This window comes from Gordonia sp. CPCC 205333 (assembly GCF_048537885.1).
Lineage (GTDB): Bacteria > Actinomycetota > Actinomycetes > Mycobacteriales > Mycobacteriaceae > Gordonia.
Map to the genome: position 1 here is coordinate 631,123 of NZ_JBCLVI010000005.1, position 24,891 is coordinate 656,013.

The 24,891-nt window shown below is 61.5% G+C and carries 24 protein-coding genes, 1 tRNA gene and 1 pseudogene; 16 read left to right on the forward strand and 10 right to left on the reverse strand.

Translation table 11 applies throughout. The features are described from left to right. Positions 1–13: 13 nt before the first annotated feature. Positions 14–730 (reverse strand): FadR/GntR family transcriptional regulator, encoded by a 717-nt coding sequence (locus AAFP29_RS20880; protein WP_419219330.1) that lies wholly within the window; start codon positions 728–730, stop codon positions 14–16. A gap of 136 nt (positions 731–866) precedes the next feature. On the opposite strand from AAFP29_RS20880, the gene AAFP29_RS20885 reads away from it, so the two are divergent. Genes AAFP29_RS20885 through AAFP29_RS20895 form a run of 3 tightly spaced genes read left to right on the forward strand, consistent with a single transcriptional unit; the run spans position 867 to position 2,117 of the window. Then, positions 867–1,424: a TetR/AcrR family transcriptional regulator gene (locus AAFP29_RS20885; protein WP_419219331.1), complete on the forward strand. Its 558-nt coding sequence runs from the start codon at positions 867–869 to the stop codon at positions 1,422–1,424. Further along, complete coding sequence (locus AAFP29_RS20890) at positions 1,421–1,795, forward strand: DMT family transporter (RefSeq protein WP_419219332.1); 375 nt, start codon at positions 1,421–1,423, stop codon at positions 1,793–1,795. Before AAFP29_RS20885 ends, AAFP29_RS20890 begins: the two co-directional genes overlap by 4 nt. Before the next feature lies 1 nt (position 1,796). Continuing rightward, a complete protein-coding gene (locus AAFP29_RS20895) occupies positions 1,797–2,117 on the forward strand; it encodes a DMT family transporter (protein ID WP_419219333.1) in 321 nt (106 codons plus the stop codon). A 208-nt stretch (positions 2,118–2,325) separates the two neighbouring features. Here the strand turns inward: AAFP29_RS20895 and AAFP29_RS20900 are convergent, their stop codons facing one another. From AAFP29_RS20900 to AAFP29_RS20910, 3 genes are all read right to left on the reverse strand, one after another. Further along, entirely contained in the window at positions 2,326–2,919 is a 594-nt protein-coding gene (locus AAFP29_RS20900; RefSeq protein ID WP_419219334.1) for a DUF1707 SHOCT-like domain-containing protein, read from the reverse strand. 51 nt (positions 2,920–2,970) lie between these two features. Continuing rightward, entirely contained in the window at positions 2,971–3,519 is a 549-nt protein-coding gene (locus tag AAFP29_RS20905; protein ID WP_419219335.1) for a dihydrofolate reductase family protein, read from the reverse strand. 125 nt (positions 3,520–3,644) lie between these two features. Then, a complete protein-coding gene (locus AAFP29_RS20910; RefSeq protein WP_419219336.1) occupies positions 3,645–5,300 on the reverse strand; it encodes an ABC-F family ATP-binding cassette domain-containing protein in 1,656 nt (551 codons plus the stop codon). 144 nt (positions 5,301–5,444) lie between these two features. Between AAFP29_RS20910 and AAFP29_RS20915 the strand changes: the two are divergent. The 10 genes and pseudogenes from AAFP29_RS20915 (at position 5,445) to AAFP29_RS20960 (ending at position 16,772) form a co-directional block, all read left to right on the forward strand. Next, a pseudogene (locus tag AAFP29_RS20915) lies at positions 5,445–6,483 on the forward strand (PHP domain-containing protein). Between the two features lie 119 nt (positions 6,484–6,602). Then, entirely contained in the window at positions 6,603–7,082 is a 480-nt protein-coding gene (locus AAFP29_RS20920; protein ID WP_419219337.1) for a hypothetical protein, read from the forward strand. A 300-nt stretch (positions 7,083–7,382) separates the two neighbouring features. Beyond that, complete coding sequence (locus AAFP29_RS20925) at positions 7,383–8,279, forward strand: ABC transporter substrate-binding protein (RefSeq protein WP_419219338.1); 897 nt, start codon at positions 7,383–7,385, stop codon at positions 8,277–8,279. Positions 8,280–8,419: 140 nt separating this feature from the next. After that, complete coding sequence (locus AAFP29_RS20930) at positions 8,420–9,121, forward strand: ABC transporter permease (protein ID WP_419219339.1); 702 nt, start codon at positions 8,420–8,422, stop codon at positions 9,119–9,121. After that, positions 9,118–9,846: an ABC transporter ATP-binding protein gene (locus tag AAFP29_RS20935; protein ID WP_419219340.1), complete on the forward strand. Its 729-nt coding sequence runs from the start codon at positions 9,118–9,120 to the stop codon at positions 9,844–9,846. The genes AAFP29_RS20930 and AAFP29_RS20935 overlap by 4 nt, the downstream gene beginning before the upstream one ends. A gap of 9 nt (positions 9,847–9,855) precedes the next feature. Next, positions 9,856–10,980 (forward strand): LLM class flavin-dependent oxidoreductase, encoded by a 1,125-nt coding sequence (locus tag AAFP29_RS20940; protein WP_419219341.1) that lies wholly within the window; start codon positions 9,856–9,858, stop codon positions 10,978–10,980. An 11-nt stretch (positions 10,981–10,991) separates the two neighbouring features. Beyond that, complete coding sequence (locus AAFP29_RS20945; RefSeq protein ID WP_419219342.1) at positions 10,992–11,861, forward strand: lipase family alpha/beta hydrolase; 870 nt, start codon at positions 10,992–10,994, stop codon at positions 11,859–11,861. A 116-nt stretch (positions 11,862–11,977) separates the two neighbouring features. After that, entirely contained in the window at positions 11,978–14,848 is a 2,871-nt protein-coding gene (locus AAFP29_RS20950; protein ID WP_419219343.1) for a LysM peptidoglycan-binding domain-containing protein, read from the forward strand. Positions 14,849–14,854: 6 nt separating this feature from the next. Continuing rightward, positions 14,855–16,525 carry a phospholipase D-like domain-containing protein gene (locus AAFP29_RS20955; RefSeq protein ID WP_419219344.1) on the forward strand — a complete coding sequence of 557 codons (1,671 nt, stop codon included), beginning with the start codon at positions 14,855–14,857 and terminating at the stop codon, positions 16,523–16,525. Between the two features lie 37 nt (positions 16,526–16,562). Further along, the gene (locus AAFP29_RS20960) at positions 16,563–16,772 is read left to right on the forward strand and encodes a KTSC domain-containing protein (RefSeq protein WP_419219345.1); all 210 of its coding nucleotides are present in this window, start codon (positions 16,563–16,565) and stop codon (positions 16,770–16,772) included. A 179-nt stretch (positions 16,773–16,951) separates the two neighbouring features. On the opposite strand, the gene AAFP29_RS20965 is transcribed toward AAFP29_RS20960, so the two are convergent. The 5 genes from AAFP29_RS20965 to pgm form a co-directional block, all read right to left on the reverse strand. After that, positions 16,952–17,395: a hypothetical protein gene (locus tag AAFP29_RS20965; RefSeq protein ID WP_419219346.1), complete on the reverse strand. Its 444-nt coding sequence runs from the start codon at positions 17,393–17,395 to the stop codon at positions 16,952–16,954. Between the two features lie 136 nt (positions 17,396–17,531). Further along, positions 17,532–17,604, reverse strand: a tRNA-Ala gene (locus AAFP29_RS20970). Between the two features lie 138 nt (positions 17,605–17,742). Next, on the reverse strand, positions 17,743–18,483 hold the full coding sequence (locus tag AAFP29_RS20975; RefSeq protein WP_419219347.1) for a thioredoxin domain-containing protein: 741 nt from the start codon (positions 18,481–18,483) through the stop codon (positions 17,743–17,745). After that, on the reverse strand, positions 18,480–18,998 hold the full coding sequence (locus AAFP29_RS20980; protein ID WP_419219348.1) for a MauE/DoxX family redox-associated membrane protein: 519 nt from the start codon (positions 18,996–18,998) through the stop codon (positions 18,480–18,482). The genes AAFP29_RS20975 and AAFP29_RS20980 overlap by 4 nt, the downstream gene beginning before the upstream one ends. 74 nt (positions 18,999–19,072) lie before the next feature. Beyond that, the gene (pgm, locus tag AAFP29_RS20985) at positions 19,073–20,716 is read right to left on the reverse strand and encodes a phosphoglucomutase (alpha-D-glucose-1,6-bisphosphate-dependent) (RefSeq protein WP_419219349.1); all 1,644 of its coding nucleotides are present in this window, start codon (positions 20,714–20,716) and stop codon (positions 19,073–19,075) included. Between the two features lie 110 nt (positions 20,717–20,826). Between pgm and AAFP29_RS20990 the strand changes: the two genes are divergently transcribed. Further along, positions 20,827–21,450 (forward strand): alpha/beta hydrolase, encoded by a 624-nt coding sequence (locus AAFP29_RS20990; protein WP_419219350.1) that lies wholly within the window; start codon positions 20,827–20,829, stop codon positions 21,448–21,450. A gap of 79 nt (positions 21,451–21,529) precedes the next feature. Beyond that, positions 21,530–22,252 (forward strand): hypothetical protein, encoded by a 723-nt coding sequence (locus AAFP29_RS20995; RefSeq protein WP_419219351.1) that lies wholly within the window; start codon positions 21,530–21,532, stop codon positions 22,250–22,252. Between the two features lie 23 nt (positions 22,253–22,275). Here AAFP29_RS20995 and AAFP29_RS21000 read toward each other — a convergent pair whose 3' ends face one another. Further along, the gene (locus tag AAFP29_RS21000) at positions 22,276–22,824 is read right to left on the reverse strand and encodes a TetR/AcrR family transcriptional regulator (protein ID WP_419219352.1); all 549 of its coding nucleotides are present in this window, start codon (positions 22,822–22,824) and stop codon (positions 22,276–22,278) included. Between the two features lie 102 nt (positions 22,825–22,926). Between AAFP29_RS21000 and AAFP29_RS21005 the strand changes: the two genes are divergently transcribed. Further along, complete coding sequence (locus tag AAFP29_RS21005) at positions 22,927–24,453, forward strand: MFS transporter (protein WP_419219353.1); 1,527 nt, start codon at positions 22,927–22,929, stop codon at positions 24,451–24,453. Positions 24,454–24,891: the final 438 nt, after the last annotated feature.

Consider the following 24,891-nt stretch of genomic DNA (forward strand, 5'->3'; position numbering starts at 1 on the left):
GTTCTTTCGCGAGTCAGTGCTCGGCGGCGCCGGCAAGCAGGGTGACGATTCGACCGAGTAGTTCGTCGGCGAGTCGAGTGGCACCGTCGGCGTCGCGCGCGGCGATACGTTCGGCGAGTTCGAGGTGGGCATCGCGGTCGACAAATTCGGCCATCAGCCCAAGGTCGGCCAGGGCTCCAATGCCAATCGCGTCGAAGCCCGCCAGCAGGGTGTTGAGCCCGAGCCGGTAGGCCAGATTGCGCGAACCCTCGATAACAGCCGTCCAGAACACTTCATCGGCCGCGACGGTTATGGCGATGGTGGCGTCCGCGACCGGATATCCGCGGGCAGCCTCAAGTATCGCCGCGCATTGCGCCTCGGTCGCCCGTTCGGCGCAGAGTCGCGCGGCGTCGGTCGCCACACTGCGCCGCATCTCCACGATGTCGCGCAACAACTCCACGGGCGGCACCGCCCCGGTTGCGGCCAGGGCGGACAAGACGTCAAGCCCCGCATGACGCCGCCAATCGAGGACACGAGTCTTGCCGCCCTGGGCGATTCGGACTAGGCCCGCTTGCCGAATCCCTTTAAGGGCTTCCCGGATCGCGTGGCGGTTAACACCGAAGCGCAGAGCCAGCTCACGCTCGGCGGGCAGTGGATCGCCTGGGGCGAGGCGGCCGGAGAGGATTTCGGCGACCAATTTGCCGAGCACCTCGTCAGAGACCGCTGTGCGCTCGACCGGCTGAATATCCATGGTCGTCGATTCTGACAGCAAATTCACCAGTGGTCAACTGGTTGTACCAGTCACCTGGCCTGTGTTTGCCCTATATGCGGTGAGACTAGATACAGGTAAGACCTAACTTTAACTTCCGGCTGGTAAAGTAATTGGTATGCCCGGGCCCATGAGGGGACGTCCCTCATCAGCGAACGCGATACTCGACGCGGCGCTCGATCTTCTCGACGGCGGCGGAACGATATCGATCGAATCGGTCGCCAACGCCGCAGGACTCACCAAGCCCGGTTTGATGTATCACTTCGGCACCAAAGCCGCATTGATGGACGCCCTTGTCGATCACGTGGTCGATTCGCTCGAGTCCGAACTGCTGCGCCGACTCCCGGTACCTGCCGACCGGACAACTGCGGCGCAGCGACATCGTGCGTATCTCGAATGGGCATTGGACTGCCCACATCGCCGCTGTGAATTGGTGATGTTCAGTGACCCCCGTCTGATGAGTCGACTCACGCAACGGTGGACCGAGCGATTCGACAGTTGGGTCGCGTTACCCGCCGACATGTCCCCCCTCCAGCGCGCGCGGCTGCACTCGGCCCGATTGATCGCCGACGGTTCGTGGCTCGCCGATACCACCGAGACCTTTCCCCTGTCCGGTGCCGATCGGCAGCAGGTGCTCGAACTCGGACTTGCGCTACTCGAGGAGGACGCGTCGTGAAGTGGACTTTGCTCGGCGCAGCGGTACTCAGCGAAGTCGCGGCGTCTCTGTCACTGAAAGGATCGGCGACAATGCCGACGCTCTACGCCGTAGTCGTCGCGGGATATATAGCCGCCTTCGTATTGCTAACTCTGGTCCTCCAACGCGGCATGGCATTGGGCGTGGCCTACGGGGTGTGGGGTGCGTCGGGAGTCGCGTTGACCGCGGTGGCTTCGGCGCTGATCTTCGACGAGGCCTTCACCGGATTAATGGGCGTCGGCCTGATACTGATCATCGGCGGAGTTCTTCTGGTCGAAAATGGTTCACACGTAGCCGATTCCGCCATCTCTGAAGCCGAAGATGTTGCCCCACAGCCAAGTTCGGAGCATTGATATGGCCTACCTGTTCCTAGCGTGTGCGATCGTGGCCGAGGTGATCGCCACACTGTCCCTTCGCACGGCGGCAACTGGCCGATACGGCTTCTATGTCGTTGTCGGCGTTGGGTACGTCTCCGCGTTCGCGGCGTTACTCGCATCACTGCGGCACGGCATGCCGCTCGGTATCGCCTACGGCATCTGGGCGGCGGCCGGCGTAGCGCTGACCGCACTCGCGTCCCGAATCCTGTTCGGAGAGGCCCTGACTCGGCGGATGATCGCCGGAATCGCGATGATCGCGGCCGGGGTACTACTGGTTGAATTGGGGGCGGCCCGATGACAGGCCACCAGATTCGAGACTGATCACGATTTCACTACTGACGTTTCGACTGATAGGGTATTCAGCAAGTTCACGCGAGGCTGTAATTCGCTTGTTGAACCAGAGGCCGGGGCGTTTACAGGCGCCGCCGGCCTTGTCCATCTCCAGCAACTTCACTACTCGGGGAGTCATCTGCCGGAATCCGGCCACCACGCTGCGGCCTCACCCGTCACCCGCGGGTAATCACCACGCTGGTCATCGCCGAGATCGATCCGCGTATGTTGATCACCGGGCCGGCTGGGCGAGCAGGCGAGCCGGACTTGTCTTTGATAGTCGACCAACCGCTTCTCATCAGATCTGAATAGCGAATCTCATGGTCCGCCCCGAGCCTGATCTTCACCGTCGTCGCCGACACCTGTATTTCGACGTCGACGACCGAACTCGGCAATGTTGCTTTGCTCAGATTGAGATCGAACGTCCCCATCGAACCGGTGAGTCTCAGCCGTTGTGGGACATTCCATTTGCCTTTGCGGCGGATCGTCGACCAGTCGGCGTCGAGGATCTCAACAGGCGAATCGAACGCTCCCGCCGGCGTCGTGGCCACATCGCCGACGGCATCACCGAAGAGTTGTCCGGCGGTAGGCAGTTCTGCCACAGCGCGTCGCAAATCCGCACGCGTGCGGGCTCCATAGACCAGGCCGGAGCGCTCCTCGAACTCGACGACGTCGAGGTATCCCTGGGTGAACGCATCGTTAATCAATCCGATGGCTTGCTCACGTTCCGAGTGGCCAACCCGCAGGCCGCCGTCTGAATCCTCCGCCATATGAGTCACCCTAGCGAGAATTCGGACACCTCACTAACCCGGTTCGGGAGTCTACTTGCGGACCTCATAGCGCGTTGCCACCACACCCGATCGAAACTCTTTACGGCTCAATGGTTTCAGGCCGAGCGGGTGAGACAGTCCCTCGAAGAGCCACGGGCCATGCCCGGCGACCGTGGGGTGCACGACCAACTCGCACTCATCGATCAACCCCCATTCCGCCAACGCGAGCGGCAGTTGAACTCCGCCGACAAATATTCCGTAGCCCCGCCGACTCTTGAGGTCGATGACTGCTTGCCGTAGGTCGCCGCGCAGCAATTCCGCGTTCCAGTCAACGTCGGCCAGCGTGCTCGACACGACATACTTCTTCACCGAATTTATCGCCTCGGCGAACGGCTTAGTCCATTCGGGCATTCCTGGATCCAACTCCGGCCCTCGCCACGCGTCACGCATGATCTCGAATGTGGTCCGGCCGAGAAGAATCGCGTCGGCTTCGGCAATCGTCTGCGCGGCATGCAGATGTGTCTGTTCGTCGGGCACCCCCTCGCGGTGATCGCAGCAACCATCAAGGGTGATGTTGATCGAATACCGCAGCGGACGCACAGGATAAGGGTATCGAGGAGCGGCGACCACGCAGTCATAACTGCGCAAATCTGCGTTCACAAGCTGCTGGAGGGAAATTCTTCCTGGGACACACCTGACCTACTGAGTTCAGCAGTAATGACCGCTCAGTTCTCCGTGACCCGTCCGTCCTGGACCCGCCACGTACGATCGATCCGGACATTCTCCAACATCCGACGATCGTGGGTGACCAACAGCAGCGCACCGTCGTACGAATCGAGCGCCGATTCGAGTTGTTCGATCGCGGGTAAGTCGAGGTGGTTGGTCGGCTCGTCGAGCACCAATACGTTAGTCCCCTTGACCTGCAGCAACGCCAGTGCGGCCCGGGTACGCTCCCCTGGCGACAGATCCGCGACCGGCCGTTCGACGTGGTCGGCGCGCAGCCCGAACTTCGCGAGCAGGGTGCGGACGTCGGCGGTCGAGTAGTCGGGAACGAGTTCTTCGAATCGCTCAGCGAGCAGCTTTTCTCCCGCGAATTGTCCACGCGCCTGGTCGATTTCGCCGATCGCGACATTCGCGCCGAGGCTCGCGGCCCCGCCGTCGGACGCGATCTGGCCGAGTAGCACCCCAAGTAGGGTCGACTTGCCTGCGCCATTGGGGCCGACGATACCTATCCGCTCACCTGCGTTCACCTGTACCGACACCGGGCCGAGTGTGAAATCACCTTGTCGCACAACGACATTACTGAGCGTCGCGACTACCGAGCTGGAGCGTGGCGCGGATCCGATAGTGAATTCGAGGACCCACTCCTTGCGAGGTTCAGCCACCTCCTCGAGACGCGCGATACGGCTTTCCATCTGGCGAACCTTCTGCGCCTGCTTCTCACTCGACTCGGTCGCCGCCCGACGTCGATTCTTATCGTTATCCGGGGCCTTGCGCATCGCGTTGCGAACGCCCTGGCTCGACCACTCGCGCTGTGTTCTGGCGCGCGCGACCAGGTCGGCCTTTCGGTCTGCGAACTCCTCGTACTCTTCGCGCCGATGCCGCCGCGCGACCTCGCGTTCTTCCAGATAGCTCTCGTAGCCGCCGCCGTACACAGTGTTGGTGTGTTGCGCCAAGTCTAGTTCGATGACCCGAGTAACACTGCGCGCCAAGAACTCTCGATCGTGACTGACCAATACGACGCCACCGCGCATGCCGGCGATGACTTCCTCCAGCCGCGCCAGCCCGTCAAGATCGAGGTCGTTGGTCGGCTCGTCGAGCAGCACGACGTCGAATCGCGAACATAGCAACGCAGCCAACCCCACCCGCGCGGCCTGTCCACCGGACAGGCCACTCATCAGTGCCGATCCGGGCTCAACCACTCCGGCGTCGAGTCCCAAATCGGCAAGAACGGCAGGAATGCGCTCGTCGAGGTCGGCGGCACCGGTGGCGAGCCAATGATCGAGCGCCGCCGCATAGCGATCGGCGCACTCGCTGGACTCGCCTTCGTCGGCAAGGGCGGCGGCAGCAGTCTCCATCGCCTCGGTGGCGTGAGCGCAGCCGGTCCGTCGCCCGATGTACTTCCCCACTGTCTCGCCGGCGACCCGCTCATGTTCCTGCGGCAGCCATCCGACAAATGCATCGGCCGGCGCACGTGACACTGAGCCGGCCAGCGGCGGCAACTCACCGGCGAGGATCGCGAGCAATGTCGATTTGCCGGCCCCGTTGGCTCCGACGACACCGACCACGTCGCCGGGAGTGACAGTGAGATCGAGATGGTCGAACAGCACGCGGTGCGCATAGCCGCCGGAGATGTCCTTGGCGACGAGAGTTGCGGTCATGGAGTCTATCGTCGCACCCGAACCGCGGCGCCGATCACAACCGGTCGCTCGAGCCAGAGATGGGTATCGACGGATGGAACATGATGACCGCTGGCAATATCCTGACTAGATGGGCGACCAACGTAGAATTCAGAGCCCTCAGCGATGAGGCCGCTGCAACCTCTGACCGCGCCAATCGCCCCGGTCCAGGCACTACAGCGCATCGCCTGGTTACTGGAGCGCCAACGCGAACGCACCTATCGGGTCGAAGCATTCCGCAAGGCAGGCCATGCTGTCACCGCTCTTGACGCCGATGAACTGGCCAAGCGCGTCGCGGCAGATACTCTCACCGAGGTCGCGCACATTGGCAAAACCACTGCCCGAATCGTCGCGGAGTCGCGACGAAGTACCCCAATACCTCGACCGACTGCAGCAGATGCCTGAGCCATTCCCGGTCGACGGCGCCGAAGACCTGGTGGGTGCGTCACGCGGCGACCTGCACGCACACACCGACTGGAGCGACGGCGGAGCTCCGATCGAAGAAATGGCATGCGCGGCAACAGCTCTGGGCTACGAATGGTTGGCCATCACCGACCACTCACCCCGACTGACCGTCGCGAACGGACTCTCCGCCGAACGCCTGACCGATCAGATCGGGCAGATAGATGGCTGGAACCGCGACACATCATCGATTCGACTCCTTAAGGGAATCGAGATCGACATCCTCGACGAAGGCTCGCTGGACCAGACCGATTCGATGCTCGGGCAACTCGACATCGTCACCGCCTCGGTACATTCGAAGCTGAGGATGGACCATGACGCGATGACCGCGCGGTTAGTCAACGCGGTGAGTGATCCACGAGTCAACGTTCTCGGCCACTGCACCGGTCGTCGCGTGCTCAGCGGTCGTGGGCATCGACCGCCATCAACCTTCGACGCCGCGAAGGTTTTCGCCGCGTGTGCCGAGCACAACACAGCAGTGGAAATCAACTCACGCCCGGAACGGGTCGACCCACCAGACGAATTGATCGACATCGCACTGGAATCCGGCTGCCTATTCGCGATCGATTCTGACGCACACGCCCCAGGACAACTCGAGTTCGTGATCCTCGGTGCACAGCGCGCGGCCGCACATGGGGTTGACCCGGATCGCATCGTGACGACCTGGCCCGCCGACCGGCTACTGTCGTGGGCCACACAGTGAGAATCCGTGAGGTTTAGAACTACTCGATTGTGGCAATCATGATGGGACGCGCAGTCACATCGTCGGAGCTGGCGGCGGCGCGACGACACGGTCCGGGCGAAATGTAGGAGACGCCAGCCATGAGTGAAACCACTCGCCAACAAGCATTGGCCATGTACATCAGGATCCATCTCGTCGGCGCGAGCGGTGGGCTACGGCTCGCCGAATTGCTCGCGACGGATCCGTGGATGGGTGGCGAGCTCGATGAGCTACCCGGCGAACTCGGCGACGAAGCTGCATTCGCCACGCAGTTGGCCTCACATCACAGTCGATTGCCCGAGATATGGACGGCGCCAATATTTGGTTTGACCGCCGCGATGAAAGTCGCACTTGGCGCTTTGCGGCCACTTCGCGGATCGTTACGCCGCACTATCTCCCTTGAAGTCATGCGTTCGCTGGTCCTTGCCAAGAAGGCGATGTGGGAATTGGGCCTGTCGCTGCACGGCCCCGGCGATGACTTTCACGAGCGGCTCGCCGAGTATGACCGGCAGGCCGTACGGCAGACCGAGACCCTTCAACGCCTTCACCAGCGCGCGGCGGTCGAAACCTTCAACGACTGAGACGCGACTTTCCTTCTCACTGAATCGAACCCTTCTCCAAAACTTCCGGCCCGCGAATCATCTCCGTTGGCGGTCACGACGACCGTCCACGGTGTATGCCCCCCGCGCGGAATTATGAGACTTCCCACCTGAGCGGTCGGGCCCTCACCGCTATCTTGAGGAGAAGCCTTGACTAGGAAGAGATTAGGCGCGTCGCTGGTAGCTCTGGCCGCTGTGGTGGGGTTGGCAGTCGCCGCGTGCTCGTCTTCGGATTCCGGCTCCGGTACCAGTTCTGGCGAAAACCGAACTGGTACAGCCGACTTGAGCACAGTCACTCTTACCGTCGGCGACCAGGTCAAGGTGAACGAGTCGCTGCTCGATGCCTCGGGCGAACTCAAGGACCTGCCGTACAAGATCGAATGGGCGGCATTCGAGGCTGGACCTCCCCTGCTCGAAGCGGCCGCCGCGGGCAAAGTCGACTTCGGTGGAACCGGCGACGTGCCACCGGTCTTCGCGCAAGCGTCGCGTGCGCCACTCAAGATCGTCGGCACACAGGCGCGAACCAAACCCAACGACTTCCTATTGGTGCCAACGGGATCCGGCGCGAAGTCGATCGCAGACCTGAAGGGTAAGAAGATCGCTTTCACCCAGGGCTCAAGTTCACATGGATTGGTCTTGGCTCTGCTGAAGAAGGCGGGTCTGTCACCGAAGGATATTACGGCGACATACCTCAGTCCGCCGGAAGCACTGTCCGCATTCACCGCGGGCCAGGTCGACGCATGGGCCGTCTGGAACCCATTCGCCACGGTGGGTATCGCGCAGGCTCACGCGAAGGTGATATCCGACGGCGCGGGCCTGACCACCCAGCAGGTGTACTTCCTGGCCTCCGACAAGGCGATCGCCGACGCGGCCAAGAAAGCCGCCATCGCTGATCTGCTGGCTCGAATCGCCCGTGCCAACTTGTGGGCGACTACCCATGCGAGCCAATGGATTCCGATCTACAGCAAGCTCACCACCCTGCCCGAGCCCGTGGCACGCGCTACCTTCGACACTGGGTCCGGGCCGCTCGTGCCGACCACCGACGCAGTCATTGCCAAACAACAGAACCTCATCGACCTCTTCGCCGAGGCGAAAGTCATTCCCGGCAAGGTGACTGCCAAGGAGTTCTTCGATACCGGATTCAATGACGCGATCAGCTCCGCCGGCACCGGGAAATGACCGGTCTCATCGAGCGATCGGCGACGGCATCCGCCGGCACCGTGGCGCCACCCACGGCGAGGCGAAATCGCTCCTCATTTTGGGCACGAGCTGCTAAATCGCCTCTCCTGCGACTTATTTCACCGCTGATACTCCTGCTTTTGTGGCAGATACTGTCGAGCAGCGGGGTGATCCCCGAGAGCAAACTGGCGCCGCCGACACAAGTGTGGGCCGCGGCGAAGGAGTTGTGGTCGGACGGCAGCCTGCAGTCAGCCCTGGAAGTCTCGCTGCAACGGGTCGGTCTAGGCCTGGTTCTCGGCGTCGGCGTCGCGCTGATCCTCGGTCTGCTTGTGGGCTTCTTTCGCGTAGCAGACCTTGCGATCGACCCACCCTTGCAAATGTTGCGGACGGTCCCGTTCCTCGGCCTGATTCCGCTTTTCGTGGTCTGGTTCGGCATCGGTGAACAGCCGAAGATCCTGATGGTCGCTCTCGGCGTGCTCTTTCCGCTCTATCTGAACCTGGTGTCGGGGATCAAAGGCGTCGATCCCAAATTCATCGAGGCTGGCCGGTCCGTGGGCCTGGGCCGAATCGGGTTGGCACGCACGGTGATTCTGCCTGGGGCGATGCCCAGCACCCTCACCGGCTTTCGGTTGTCGCTCGGCGTCGCGTGGCTATCGCTGATCGTCGCCGAACAAATCAACGCCGATGCCGGACTGGGCTACCTGGTGATGAACGCCCGCACGTTCTTCCGCAACGACATCATCGTTCTCGGCCTAGTCATCTACGCGATCTTAGGACTCGTCAGCGATTCGATTGTGCGAGGCCTGGAAGCCTATTTGCTCCGCTGGAGGACCCAACGATGACTGCCACGGCTCCTGCGACGACCGTCGTAGACGCACAACGGATTACCAGAGAATTCGGCAGCGTCGCGGTGCTCGGCGGAATCGACCTCACCCTGCGCCGTGGCGAGATAGTCGCGTTGGTCGGTCGGTCCGGGTCCGGGAAATCGACACTGCTGCGGGTCATCGCTGGCCTCGATGATGGTCACGGCGGACACCTCACGGTGACCGGATCGTCAGCTATCGCGTTTCAGGAGCCGCGCCTACTGCCGTGGCGCACTGTGAGCAAGAACGTCGCGCTCAACCTGAAGCACCAAGACCCGAGAAATTCTGCGGTGCAAGCACTTACCGAAGTCGGGCTCGAACATCGGGTCGATGCCTGGCCGCTCACGCTATCCGGCGGTGAAGCGCAACGCGCATCGTTGGCACGGGCACTGGTTCGCAACCCCGATCTCCTTCTGCTTGACGAGCCCTTCGGCGCGCTCGACGCCCTGACTCGGTTGAGCGCACATGACCTCTTGATTCGGCTCTGGCAACACCACCGCTTCGCCGCCCTCCTGGTCACCCACGACGTCGAGGAAGCGGTGATACTTGCCGATCGAGTCCTGGTGCTCGACGGCGGGGTCATCGCTCACCAGGTGTCAGTTGATGTCGATCGGCCCCGCGAACGTGATGACCTGCGCCTGGTCGAATTGCGCGAGACGGTGCTCGGCTACCTCGGCGTCGGCAAACGTCGACCTCGAGAATAGGAGAATGCGTTGAGCAGCCCACACTTTCACTGGTTTCTACCGACGTCTGGCGACGGCCGGGAGGTGGTCGGCGCACTGCAGTCGTCCGGTTTTCTGGGCACCGCTTCGGTACATCGTCCGCCCGATCTCGACTACCTGACCCTCGTCGCTAAGACTGCCGAACGACTCGATTTCGAGTCAGTACTCACACCAACCGGAACCTGGTGCCTCGATGCCTGGGTGACTACCGCGGCGCTCATTCCAGAAACGAGCCGACTCAAGTTCCTGGTAGCTTTTCGCCCGGGTCTGATCACCCCGACCCTGGCCGCGCAGCAAGCCGCTACTTTCGCGAACCTATCCGGAAATCGATTGGCGCTCAACATAGTCACCGGCGGAGATCGCGAGGAACAAGAGCGGTTCGGCGATCGACTGACCAAACAGGAACGCTACGCACGTACCGCGGAGTTCGTAAAGATCGTCCGGGGCGCCTGGTCAGGTGTTCCGCAGGATTTCTCTGGCGACTACTACGATGTCACCGGTGCGGTGGTGTCACGCCCACCCACGCCGACCCCGCCGGTGTTCTTCGGTGGGGCGAGTGAGGCGGCGCGTGAAGTGGCGGCCGAGACCGTCGACACCTACCTCACCTGGACGGAGCCACCCGCGAAGGTCGGCGCGTTGATCGACGATGTGCGATCGCGAGCAGCAAAATACGGACGTGAACTCACCTATGGTATTCGCGCACATGTCATTTCGCGGGACACTCGTGAAGAGGCGTGGGCCGAGGCACATAAGTTGCTCGACCGAATGGACCCGAATCTCATTGCGCTGGCGCGAGATAGGCTGCTGCAGTCAGAGTCGGAGGGACAGCGTCGACAACTCCAACTCAACGGTGATCTTGACAATCTGGAAGTTCATCCGGGTCTCTGGGCGGGGTATGGGCTAGTACGGCCGGGAGCGGGAACCGCGTTGGTCGGAAGCCACGCCGAAGTAGCGGACCTCATCAACCAGTACCGCGCACTCGGCATCGACCACTTCATCCTGTCCGGTCAGCCCCATGTCGAAGAGGCGTACTGGTTCGCCGAAGGAGTGCGGCCGTTGGTCGAGGCGCAAGTGGCGGCCGAAGCGGAATCGGTCGGATCACTCGGGCCGTCATGAGAATTCGAGCCGTGATCGGCGCACTCACGATTCTCCTCGGTGTCGTGTTGAGTTTCATTGGGTCACCGGCCTACGGCGCCCCCGGCTCCCTGGCGTCGCGGTCAGCGCTACCGTCCTACGCATTCGCGGGTATCCCCTTGCAGGCCAATCATTTCGACCGAGTGCTCCCACGAGCGCACCGACAACCGGTCATCCTCGTCCACGGCACCTGGGCGTCGGCGCACCGACTGGCTCCCCTGGTCAATCGGCTGAATCACGCCGGCTTCGCGGTATTCACCTTCAATTACGGGCAGGACGACCGGTCAGTCACCGGCTCGGTGCCTGGGCTCTACGGGACCGGACCGATAGCGGCGTCCGCGCGGCAATTGGGTAGTTTCGTCCGGCTCGTCCGCGAGCGCACCGGAGCCGCAAAAGTCGACCTGGTGGGGCATTCGCAAGGAGGCCTGGTCGCCCGGCGTTATCTGCTCGACGAGGGTGGCGCGGCGGTGCACACGGTGGTCACTCTCGGTTCTCCTCACCACGGCACCACATTTCATGGACTGAGCACACTCGTCGGCGCACAAGGCACATTGCCCCGACAGACACGGGGACTGCGGGACAATGCTCCACAGATACTCGGGCCCGCAGCACTGGACCAACTGTCCGGATCCGCCTTTCTGACCGAGACCAACCGAACCGGCGACACAGTTGCCGGAATCAGTTACACGGCGATCATCACCCGTTTCGATCAAGTCGTCACTCCGGCCCGGTCGGGTCTGCTCACCGGCCCGTCGGTGCACAACGTCGTAGTACAGGACCGTTTTCCCGATGACCGCGTCGACCACCTAACTCTCCCGCGGGATCCCAACGTGCAGCAGCTGATCATCGAGGCGTTGCGCTGAAGTAGCCCGTCGCTGAGTGCTCACCTCGCTCAGATGGGGTAGAGCACTACTCGTGTGCCACACGCTCGTTCTTCCTATGTTCGAAGTCGGAAGATATCGAGCGCAAGGAGCATCCGATGCCACGTACACATACGGTCGCCCCCGGCGACACACTCAGCGCGATCGCCCAGCGCTTCTACGGCCAAGCTGGCCTGTTCGGATTCATCGCGGCGGCGAATCGCATCGCCAATCCGAATATGATCAACGTCGGCCAGGTACTGACACTGCCCGACCTCGGCCGGGTGCATTCGGTAGTCGCGGGCGACACGCTTTCCGCGATCGCCCAGCGCTTCTACGGCGACCCCGGAAAGTTTGGAATCATCGCCGCTGCCAACGCGATTCGCAACCCCGACCATATCGAGGTCGGGTGGGTGCTTTCGATACCAGATGTGCCAGCGCCGCCGCGTCCGGTGAACCCGGTTGAGAGACCGCCCGATGTCGTAGCGCCGCAATCACTTCCGAACGGAATCATGCCGTATGCGAGCGAGCCTTTCGGGGTGTACCAGCCCCTGATCGGATGGCGAAGCAAGTTGCAAGGTGAACGCGTCCACATGGGAATGGCCAACAGGTTCGCCCAGGCGGTACGTCTCGCAGATCTGGAACAGGCACCCGCGCCCGGACCACATTTGGCCGCGCCGCGTATCACCGACTTCACCGGCACCTCCATCGGCCGCGAACTCGCCGTGCGCGCACGAGCCGCCGACATGGCCGACCCGGACCTGTGGCAAACCTTGCTCGCCGATACCCCCGACTCTCCCATCATGACGATGATGGCCACGTTGAACGCGCCAGCGCTTGCCGCCAATGCCGACGGTGCCGCCCCCGCCCGAGAGATGGCAACCGCTCGACTATTACAGGACTTGCAGAACACCGACGCGACTATCGTCCCGCAACTGTTCGCCCACGAAGTCCAGCCCTGGGAACGTGCGCTAGCGGCGGTAAAGCTACTGGCACAACGACATCCGTCGAAGGAGATGTTCCTGTCACCGATCGGGATCCTGCACCGTTTCCGGGAGTACTTCTTCGAGTTGGGCACCTTCCTCGGCCCGCCCGTCGGCCACGTGTGGATCAGTCCGGGCGGCACAGTCGAATTGGTCGAGGTCAACACTCGGCGCACGCTTATCGAGCGGACGATGGAACAGTCCGTCGAGACCATCGAGAGATCCGAGCAATCATCAAGTGTCCGTGACGAAATCGCCGACGCCGTGAAGACAGAGAACGCCACTGACATGAAACTTGGTGTCACAACATCGGCCAGCGGAGGTTTTGGTGCGATATTCCAGGCCAGCGGCAGTTCCTCGTTCAATCTGGATTCCTCCCGCAAACAGGCGCAGGAGCAGACCCACAAGCGGATGCGCGAACAGACATCGAAACTCTCCAGCGAGGTAAAGCAGAATTTCAAGACCACCTTCCGCACCGTCACCGAGACCACCGATACCTCGAGCAGACGCTATGTCCTGCAGAACACCACCGACCGGCTCGTCAGCTACGAACTGAGCCGCAAGATGCGTAAGGTCGCGGTTCAGGTGCAGGATCAGGGCCAGCAGTTGTGCTGGCAACTGTACGTTGACAACCCTGGAAGCACCTTGGACACAGGGGAATTCGTCCACGAAAAGGCAGAGGCGCTCAGCCCTGACATTAAACGGCCAGATGTCATTCCGCATCCCCCGAATAAGCCGGTGACCTACCCGTTCGCGATCCCGTTCTTGCAGCACAACGGCGGGGATGATGACAACGACCTGACCTACTTCGTGTCCAGTGATAATCGCGACCACGGCATCTACGAAACCGACGCGGGCGCCAACAATATTATCCAGTTCAAATTCGACATCGACCTGCCACCAGCTCCAGAAGGCTTCGAACTCGACACCATCGGGAATATCGACTTCAAGAATGAGCCCGTACAGTTCACGATCACCGAAGAAGACCTCAAGCCCAACCCAGCCAAGGCCGCCAACAAGTTTAGGATCCGACTGCTCAAGGCCAACTTCGGCGGGAAGAACGCCATTCCATTCGAGGCGACAATGGTCTACAAAGCCAGCAAGGCGACCACGGATGCAATCGACGCGAAGAACGCGGCGGCAAGCAAGGACTACACGGATCTCGTTGCCGCGGAAAAGGAACGACTCTTCTATCAAACGCTGCGCAAGCGCATCAAGCTCGCCAGCAAGGTACAGTCTCGGCGACCCGAAGACCTCCGCGAGGAGGAACGCAGCATCATCTACCGCGCGATAGTCTCACGTCTATACGGCAAGACAGCGGGTTGGGAGAACGACGATTATCACGTCGCATCCGAACTCATTCGCTACTTCTTCGACATCGAGGCGATGCTGTATTTCGTTGCGCCAGAATGGTGGAAGCCGCGAGCTCACCAAGGCTTCCCGATGGATTCCGCGGGAAACCTGCAGTCGACCACGCTAGTGCACGGCGACCGATACCTGTTCACCGACGAGTCTGAACCCGCGCCTCTGGGCGCCTCGCTTGGCTGGTTCCTCCAACTCGACGGCGACGCCAATCGCAACGCATTCCTCAATTCCCCGTGGGTCAAAGCGGTACTGCCGATCCGGCCCGGACGGGAAAAGGACGCGATGACATTCCTGAGTCGGCCAGAGGTAGCCGGAACCGAAGGGCTCGACGAGCCCTACCCCTTCAACGCCGCCGAGGATCCGGCCGAATATCAAGACAAGTCACTTCGGGACGTGTTACTCATGATCGCAGCGAAAATCGCTGAGGAACAACAGGAGTCGTTGACACCTGTCCCCGTGCGACCAGGTGATCCCAATTCAGATTTGGCGCTGCCAACCGAGACCGTATTCGCCCACGGCTTCGACCCGCTCGCCGGCGGCATCTCGTTCGGCAAGGAGCCGTTCAAAGTATTCAGCCAGTGGACCGAGATTCTGCCGACCGAGCAGGTTGTCGCCACCGAATACAGTTTGAAAGGACTGTGAGGTGCGATGGCTGACCCGCCGCCCGCGATAGCACCGATCAAAGTGCCGGCAGCGCCAGCCGCACCCGCTACACCCACACTGGCATTCGGCAACTGCAAGAGCGACGACGAAGCGCTGGCGAAGGTTCCGGCGCGCAACGTCGAAGATCCCGCCTACCGCAAACGTGGAGTGGTGCGGTCCAAAGACTGGTTCCCCACCACACGAAAGGTGACCGCGGGCAACGAGATCATCCCGTACGTGAATGGGAAATGCGCTTTCGCCGACATGTCCGAGGCATTGAAGACGGCGTTTCTCCCCGAACACCGGATCTACCTCATCGGTTGGTCGGTCGACAAGGGCGTGCAGTTGGTACCCGGCGCCGGCGGCACACTCGAGGACCATCTGAAGAACTCACGGGCGCAGATTCGTGGCTTGTTCTACGACGGACGGATCGCGGTGTCCCCGTTGGTAAGTATCAATACCGGCGTCGAGAACAAGTGGATCGCCGACATGATCAACAACTTGCCCAATGGTGCGGCGGTGATCGACGGCCGCCTGCCCCCGCTGGGGATACACCACCAGAAAGCCCTTGTGGTACAAGGGATATTCGGACTGGTGGCGTTTCTCGGCGGCATGGATCTCGCGCCGTCACGAGTCACCGTCAACCCCGCGGCGGGCGAGCCGTGGCATGACGTGCAGGTGCGTATCACCGGTCCGGCGGCGTTGGACGTGCGCCAGATATTCGAGGACCGCTGGATGGATCACCCGACGGCGGCGACGCGAGACGAACGGCTTTCTGGAACAACGATTCTCACAACCGACGCCAGGCGAAAGATCGCTTTTCCCGACCCGGCCCGACTCGATCGCGGAAGTCTGCCGTCGACCACCTGGCTTCCGGGTGCGACGAAATCACGGTCGATAGACGCCTACGCCACAATCGGAAGGACCTTCGCGAGCAACAAAGCCGGTGGCACATACACATTCGCATCGGCCGGCGACTATTCGGCATGGGAAATGATCGAACACGGCATTGCGAGGGCTCAGCGTTGGATCTATCTGGAGGATCAGTACCTGGTAAGCCGCATGGCACGAAAAGCGTTGCTGGCCAAGCTCGCGGACCCCTCGTTCGAATACTTGCTGATGGTGATGAACGGCTCGGGTGCGGCTGCCTCGGACTTCAAGTTCCTTGTCACACAACGCAATGAATTCCGGCGTGACCTGTTGAAGATCGATCCTCAGCGGAAGCGCTGGGGTATGTACGTTCTAAAGGATTCTGGTGACCCCGAGCGGCAAAAGGTGTGTGGCACATACCTACACAGCAAGACATGGATATTCGACGACGGATATGTGATCGTCGGCTCGGCCAACTGTGACAACCGGGGCTACACCCTCGACACCGAGTGCGTAGTCGGCTTCTCCGACGCCAACACTCTGGATGTCTTCCTGGGGAAAAGCTACGCAGTTGAACTGCGGACACGATTGTGGCGCAAGCATATCGGCCTCCCGCATTCGCAACTGCGTGACTTCGACAAAGCCATCCGTTTCTGGCGGCAGCCCCCGCCGAGCGCGATGATCGTCGATGCCAGCGGCTTTGAGATTGACAGTAATCTCACTCCACCCGCCCAATTCCCGTCCAGCGCCGAAGCACCGGCCGTCGAGACCGCATGGACGACGTTCATCGATCCTGACGCTCGGTGACAGGCGTGAACTATCACCGCAAGTAGACTGACGGGTGATGCACCGCACTCCGGTATCCAGTTCGAGTCTCACCTCAGTGGGCTACGACGAGAAGGCCAAAACGTTGGAGGTCGAGTTCAACAGCGGCTCGGTCTACCAATACTTCGATGTGCCCGCATCCACGCACCTCGCACTCCTCGGTGCCAACAGCGTCGGCCGATACTTCAGTTTGAACGTCCGGGACGTTTACCGTCATCGGAGGTTGTGAGCGGCCCGCGATCGCGGCGGCGAACCTACTGCTCGCTGGAAGCGGTCGACTTCTTCAGATTCTCGCCAGAATGGACCCATCCGGCAAAATTTCATCCCCGTGCGGCGCATGGAAGGGCAATATGCCCTTTGACCTCCATGAAGGGGACGATATCCGCAAGGGGCGAGATCGGTGGCCGGTCAGGACAGCGCAGGCAGCGGGATCGACGATGGCCACCACGGCGGGACTCCGCCGCTACACTGAAATTCGTCACGAACGTAGTCTTGGTTCTCGGCGAATGCATAGTTGACGAACCCCCAAAGCCAGAGCAGCGCAACCGCCGCGGTGGCCAGATAGAATATCAATCCGCCGGAACTCCACAGCGCTATGGCGCAGAGATAGAAAAGGACACCGGAAATCACAACGATTGACGGGCCGTACACCACAAGTATCAAGATTCCGGCGACATTGTCATTGATATCGCAGGTCTCCCAATAGCTCGCCAAAATCATGACCGCGGCGAGGGCGGTCGCGACAGTCGCGCTGAACGGGATGGCGAGATTTCTCAGCAGTAGTCGTGGTCTTCGGCTATCGCCTGAACTGAACCACCGTCGAGGGGAATCAACGTCGCCGCCTGACATCATTCCATCGATCATACGATCTGGCACTTTCAATGCGAGATCGCAATCTTTCGAGTGCGCGCGGGTTCGAAGCGTATCGCAGCTCAGCATCCAACGACGAAACCCGTTCCGACGCAGGTCGGAACGGGCTTCTTGTCTGTGGAGCTAAGGGGACTCGAACCCCTGACCCCCACACTGCCAGTGTGGTGCGCTACCAGCTGCGCCATAGCCCCGTGTTCAATTTTTCGCCACGCGATCTTGCTCGCGGTGCAAGAGCAAAAACTACACCATCTGCGCAACCGCATCCAAATCGCCTGGACAGCTAAGACGGTCGCGAGAGCCCAAATCCGCCGGACTCTCGCGGCCCCACGCTACTCCGCCTTGGCGTTCAGAAGATTCTGCAACCAGTTCGGATCAGAGATGCCGAGCGGCGCACCAGCGCTGAGGACGGTCGGCGTGCCAACCCGTCCGCCCGACGCCTTGGCAAGCTGGGTCTGCGAGGCGTCAGCAGCCTTCTTTGCCTGATCAATCTTCGCGCCGTCGGAGATGCACTTCTGCGTCGTGGCGCTCGCGCCCTGCTCCCCGGCGATCCTCGCGAGATCCGCGTTGGACAGGTCGCTACTGCCACCTTCCTGCGGCTGCTGAGCGAACAAGGCCGAGTGGAACTTCAGGAACACCTCGGGCTTCTCACCGCCAGCGACACATTGCGCGGCACCCGCGGACCGCGACGAGTAATTCCCCGACGACGAGTTCGAATCCAGGAAGTTGAGCATGTGGAATCGTACGCGGAGCTTGCCGTCTTCGACGGCCTTCACGATTGACTCACCCGACTGCTTCTCGAATGCGCCGCAGGCCGGGCACATGAAGTCCTCGAAGACATCAATGGTGTGGCCGGCTTCGGCGGACCCGACGATCAGTGATGCGTTGTCGGCAAGAACTTTGTCATCAACGCCGCCCTTGTTTCGCTGGCTGTTCCAGATCACCCCGCCGATTACCAAACCGGCGATCACGACGACCGCCAGGCCGGCAAGCACATAGGTTACCGTGCTCGACGTCGACGACGGCTGATATCCGTTGTTGGCCTTCGGAATTGATCCAGGCTGCTTACTCACACCAGTTCCTTCTTCTCATCGGTGACATTATTGCTGCGGTCGTCCGTGGGCGCCCGCAGCCTCGATCCAAGACCGAGCGCCCAACGGGTACGCGGATATACGCTGAGCCACAACGCGAGTACCAGGAAGCCGACATCGCGCAAGATTTCGGTCAGATAGTGCCGCCAGGTGACTGACGCATCTTCGCCGCCGCCACCGAAACATCCGCAGTCGATCTTGTAACCGCGCGCCCACACCGACGCGATCACGCCGATCAGCACTACGAAGAGCAACGCCGACACGACGGCTGTCGGCCGGACCGCCAGACCAATCAGGATCAGCAGGCCAAGGGCGATCTCGAACATCGGGAGCACCAGCGAGGTCGGGTAGATCAGCGACTCCGGCAGGATGTGGTACGCCCGTACCGCTATCTCTGATTGATCCGGGTCCATCGCTTTGAGTCCACCGGAACTGATCAGAACCGCGGCTAACCCAAAACGCGCGACCAGACTCAGCCACGGCACCCAACGTTTCACCACTCCGACAATAGTGCGCGCCAGCTAAGAAGACCCTGAGCAGGCATTATCTGTGCGGCAAAACACGCTCGTCGTTATCCAAGTACCCCATCGACCAATTCCTGTGCCTGCTGCTGCACTTGCGTGAGGTGATCAGCACCGTTAAATGACTCCGCGTAGATCTTGTAGACGTCTTCGGTTCCCGACGGCCGCGCGGCGAACCACGCGTTCTCGGTGGTCACTTTTAGCCCGCCGATCGGGGCACCATTGCCCGGAGCTTCGGTCAGGACGGCCGTGATCGGCTCACCCGCCAACTCGGTTGCCGAGACTTGGTCGGCGGACAATTTGGCCAGCACAGCCTTCTGCTCGCGCGATGCCGGGGCGTCGATCCGCGCGTATGCCGACTCACCGTATTTTTGTGCCAACGCGGCGTAACGCTGGCTCGGGCTATCGCCGGTAACAGCCTGGATCTCCGAAGCCAGCAGCGCCATGATGATGCCGTCTTTGTCGGTCGACCACGGCGAACCATCGAATTTCAGGAACGACGCACCGGCACTCTCCTCGCCGCCGAAAGCGATGGAACCGTCGAGCAGACCGTCGACAAACCATTTGAAACCGACCGGCACCTCAAGCAGCTTTTTGCCGATACCGCCGACCACTCGATCGATCAGCGAGGATGACACGAGGGTCTTCCCGACAGCGGCGTCTGCGGTCCAATCGGCCCGATGTGTGAACAGATACTCGATCGCGACCGCGAGATAATGATTGGGATTCATCAGCCCGGCGTCGGGTGTCACAATGCCGTGCCGGTCGGAGTCAGCGTCATTTCCGGTGGCGATGTCGTACTGGCTCCGGTTGGCCACCAGCGAGGCCATCGCGTTAGGTGACGAGCAGTCCATCCGGATCTTGCCATCGGTGTCCAAAGTCATGAAGGCGAACCGAGGGTCGACGGTCGGATTGACCACCGACAGATTCTCCAAGTTGTATCGGAAACCGATCTCGGCCCAATAGCCGACCGACGCGCCGCCGAGCGGATCGGCACCGATATGAACACCGGCATCGCGGATGACCGCCATATCGACAACTTCACCCAGGTGATCCACATATTCGGTGCAGAACGGATACTCCACCACCAGCCGCGAATGTCGCGCCTTCTCGAACGGTACCCGTGCGACCCCGTCGAGCCGGTTCGCCAGCAATTGGTTGGCGCGAGCGGCGACGACCGAAGTTATCGCGGTATCAGCCGGACCGCCGGACGGCGGGTTGTACTTGAATCCACCATCACGCGGCGGGTTATGCGACGGCGTCACCACGATGCCGTCGGCGAGTGTGCCCGGATGTTCCTGATTGAAACGCAGAATGGCGTGGCTGACCGCCGGGGTCGGCGTGAATTTGTCGTTGTCCGCGGTCAGCACTTCAACACCGTTGGCGACCAGCACTTCGATAGCGCTGCGCCACGCGGGAATCGACAGGGCATGCGTGTCGAAGCCGATGAATAGCGGGCCGTTGATCGACGCCGTCGCACGGTACTCGACGATGGCCTGGGTGGTGGCCAGGATATGTGCCTCGTTAAAAGCGCCGTCCAGGCTCGAACCACGATGCCCTGAGGTGCCAAATACCACCTGCTGCAACGGATTTAGGGGATCTGGCTCAAGTTCATAGTAGGCGCGCTCCACTGCGGAGACATCGATGAGATCCTCTGGGCGGGCGGGCGTACCCGCTCGTGGATGCGCTGTCATGAACGCTATTGTGCCAGGACATCGTGCTCACGACCCCCGCCGAGCTAAACAACAGCTGGAGTGTCGGCGCGGGCCTCACATAGGGTGACGGCGAGATCACCCCAACGAAGATGCCTCGACCAAAGGACAATCGATTGTTCCCCATCCGACGCCCGGCACTGTCGATCCTCGTACTTCCCGGTGGCACCGATTTCAGCTATCAGCCGTTCTCGCCGTTGCAGCCGTCCGCGCTACGGATGTACCCATTCACCTGGGCACTGCGCGCACGGTTCGGCCCGCGAGTGCGCGTCGACCAGGCCCGCTATCGCGTATACGGCTGGAACGGCCAGCAGGCCAGCCCGATGTGGCATGCGCGCGCCGCGCTCGACGCGCTGGCCGCCGACAATCCGGGCGCGCCTATCGTCGTCGTCGGTCATTCAATGGGTGGACGGATCGCAGCACAGCTCGGCAGCGACCGCCGGGTCATCGGAGTTGTCGCACTGGCGCCGTGGTGGCAATTCGCCGACTGGCGTCAGATCCACGGTGGCGCAAAGGTTTTGGCGATTCATGGTAGCTCGGACACCACCACCTACGCACACCGCACCCGCAAGGGCATCGCCGAACTCACCGCGCGCGGAGTGGACGCAAGCTATGTCGAGGTGCCCGGCGGCGGCCACGCGATGCTCGACCACATACCGCTGTGGCAGTCGGCGCCAATCCGGTTCGTCAAAGACCTTCTGCGACAGATGAACTGAGCGTCGAACTGGTGGCACAGCGGTTCGTCACAACGTCGAGGATGCCGCGCGTCGTAGTCCAATCGAATGCTGGCCCACGATGCCGCCAAGACTGACTCAGACACCGATACTGTGTCGGCGTGAGACTTCGAATCACCGCGGCAACATCGATGCTCGCCATCGCCTGCTCGCCATTGCGCTGCTCGCCGGATGCGCAACCTCCAAGAACGAGTCGGTTGATGAGCAGTCGAGTGCACAGCCAAGTTCGCTGCAGCAATACCTCCTCACCGCTGAAGATTTTCCGGCGGGCGCCAAATTTCAGCACCCAAATCAGGGTGAACTGCGTAAGGCGACCGCCAACAATTCGACTGCCACCTCAGATGATCCGGGGTGCACCACACGACTGACGGAGGCGAACGCTTCCGCCACTGATATCGATGGCATCAACGCCGTCCCCAGGCAGGGGATACTGTTGTCAGCACTTGTCGTGAAACCCCAATACGACCTTGCCGCGGTTGCGCGGTCAGTCGTCGGACGGTGCGCGAAGCAAACCGTGACGACACCGGGAATCCCCGTGGAGATGACCTTCAACCACGTCCCTAACTCCATTCCGCATAGCTATGTCCTGCGACAGACAGTGATCACACGCGACGACGGTTCGACGGTGCCGAGCACACTTGTCGGCTATGCGAATCGTCGCGATGTGACCGTCAGCTTGTTTCTGATCTTCCTTCCCGCCGCGGACACGTCAGGTAGTACCGAAGCGAACGTCGCCGAATTCGAGAAATACTTCGCCAGGGCCGTTGCCAAAGTCGGCGCCTGACTCCGAATCTGCGACGAACCTCGTCAGCGACCGATGCCCTCGATCGTGCGCGCAATGTTAACGATGTCGTCAATCCCTATGCCGCCCAGGCTTTCTGCGCGGTCGGACCCGAATGTCGCACTGCGCAAGGAAAGCCCGTCGGCGATCAGCAGAATTGTCGCGGCCACGGCACGATCGGCGCCGGCATCGATGAGTTCCTGTTGCCAACGGGCATAGGCCGATTCGATCGACGCCTTGGCCCGGTCATGCGAACCCATCGCGAGACGTGCGACGGCCTGGTAGATCAACTCGAATCGTTCATCGAGGTGATGCGAGGTGCGCAGCAGATAGGCGACCGGACCGTCGATGTCAGCACGCATCGCGAGGACATCGTCGGCGACTAGTTCGTCCAGGAACTCAGCTAAGCCGTCGGCCAGTGCCGACTTGGATGCGAAGTGGTACAGCAGCCCACCCTTGGACACCTTGGCACGTTTGGCCACCGCGTCGAGCGTCGCGAGTCGCTCACCACCGTCGGCAAGGATCTCGGCGTACGCGTAGAGGACCTTGATTCGGGCGGCTGGTGGTGGCGGCACGGCGTCAACCCTACTTAATTGAAGTCATTTTGTATGAATACCGTCTAGACGGTATAGTTTCGGTGGTCAAGAGGCTGACAACCGACTATCAGGAGAGTGGGCATGACTTCCGCGCTGCGGAATACCGGCACGAGCCGATCGAATGGCGGTGCGTCGGGCAATTCCACCAGAGACTCATCGCGCCGACGCTGGCTGGCCATGGCGGTACTTCTCTTGCCGGTCTTGCTGGTGTCGATCGACAACACCGTGCTGAGTTTCGCACTCCCCCAGATCTCTACGACGCTGGCGCCGTCTGGAACCGAACTGCTATGGATCATCGATATCTATCCACTGGTCCTCGCAGCTCTATTAGTTCCGATGGGATCCTTCGCGGACCGGTTCGGTCGGCGCCGGATGCTGCTACTGGGCGGCGCTGGGTTCGCGGCGGTCTCGATCGTCGCCGCATTCGCACCAACCGCTGCGGCATTGGTCGCGTCCCGAGCCGCGATGGGCGTCTTCGGTGCGATGCTCATGCCGTCGACGCTGTCGCTGGTACGCAATATTTTCACCGACCGCAACGAACGACGGATCGCGATCGCGATCTGGGCGGCAGGTTTTGCCGCGGGCGCAGCGCTTGGCCCGATCGTCGGCGGATTCCTTCTGGAGCATTTCTGGTGGGGTTCGGTCTTCCTGCTTGCTGTTCCGGTTCTGATACCGCTCCTGGTGCTCGGTCCGATCTTCCTACCCGAGTCGCGCAACGAGACACCAGGCCCGATCGATTTCCTTTCCATCACAATGGTTTTCGCAGCGATGGGATCGCTGGTATATGGCATCAAAGAATTAGCCTCCGGCGGAGTCACAGCCGCCGGCCTAGCGATCATCGCATTCGGCGTGGCGATGGGAGCGCTGTTCGTTCGACGTCAGTTGCGCCTGCCGACGCCCATGCTGGACATGTCGCTTTTTCTGCGCGGTGCGTTCAGCGGCGCGGTGCTCGTGAACTTGCTGTCGGTATTCGCGCTGGTCGGCTTCCTGTATTTCGCTTCTCAGGAATTGCAGCTGGTCCATGGCCTTAGCCCGATGACGGCCGGGCTGGTCTTGGTTCCCGGCCTCATCGGCATGGTCGCGGCCGGCCTGCTGTCAGTACCCGCGGTGAACCGCTGGCGTCCGGTGGTCATAGTGTGCTTCGGCCTGGGTCTGTCGGCGGTCGGGTACGGCCTGATCGCCGGTGGCACAGGCAGTCTGGTGATGCTGGTTGGCGCGTTCGTGGTGTTGGCGATCGGCATCGGCGCGACGGAGACTGTCTCCAACGACCTCATCATCTCAGCGGTTCCCGCTGAGAAATCCGGTGCGGCATCAGCGATTTCAGAGACCGCCTACGAGTTCGGCGCGGTTCTGGGCACCGCGGTTCTGGGCAGTGTTCTCAACGCGATCTATCGATCCCATCTAGCTCAGACGCCGGGCACCGACGCGCTGGACACCTTGGGAGGCGCCCACGAGACGGCAGCCAAGTTGCCCGCAGATCAGGCAATCACCTTGGTACAGAACGCGAATGACGCATTCGCGGCTGGCGTGGGCATGACCGCGACAATCGGTGCGGTCCTGATGGTTGCCGCGTTGGGACTGGCCGCGCGGATGCTGCGCGGTATCTAATTTCTCCGCTTGTCATTCCGATCGCGTGGGCCTTGCCTGCGATGGCAACGTCGCGCCGACGAGCAGCGTTGTACTGTTCGTCGGCGCGATGCCGGCACGGGTATCGATCCGAGCCTCGTTGTTGGATATCGATAGTCGCGTACATGTCCGATTCGATATGCCGTTGACGTGGCACGACCGATTAGCACCGTCCGCGCGGGATATGTCTTGCAGCGTCCGCCGCGGCTGAATAACCCACGGCGCGAAGGAATTTCGCTCCCTTGACCCTCCTTCTCAGCTGTGTACTCGCAGCGCTCATGCGGGAAGCATTTGGCGCACAGCCACGCTTCGGCCACCATGCTCTGCCGCAGCAAGATGTCACCTATTCTTAGACAGATTTCGAGAAACACCCCTCGCGATTCTCGACTGTCCCAGACAGAATAGCTCATGTTTCGTTAA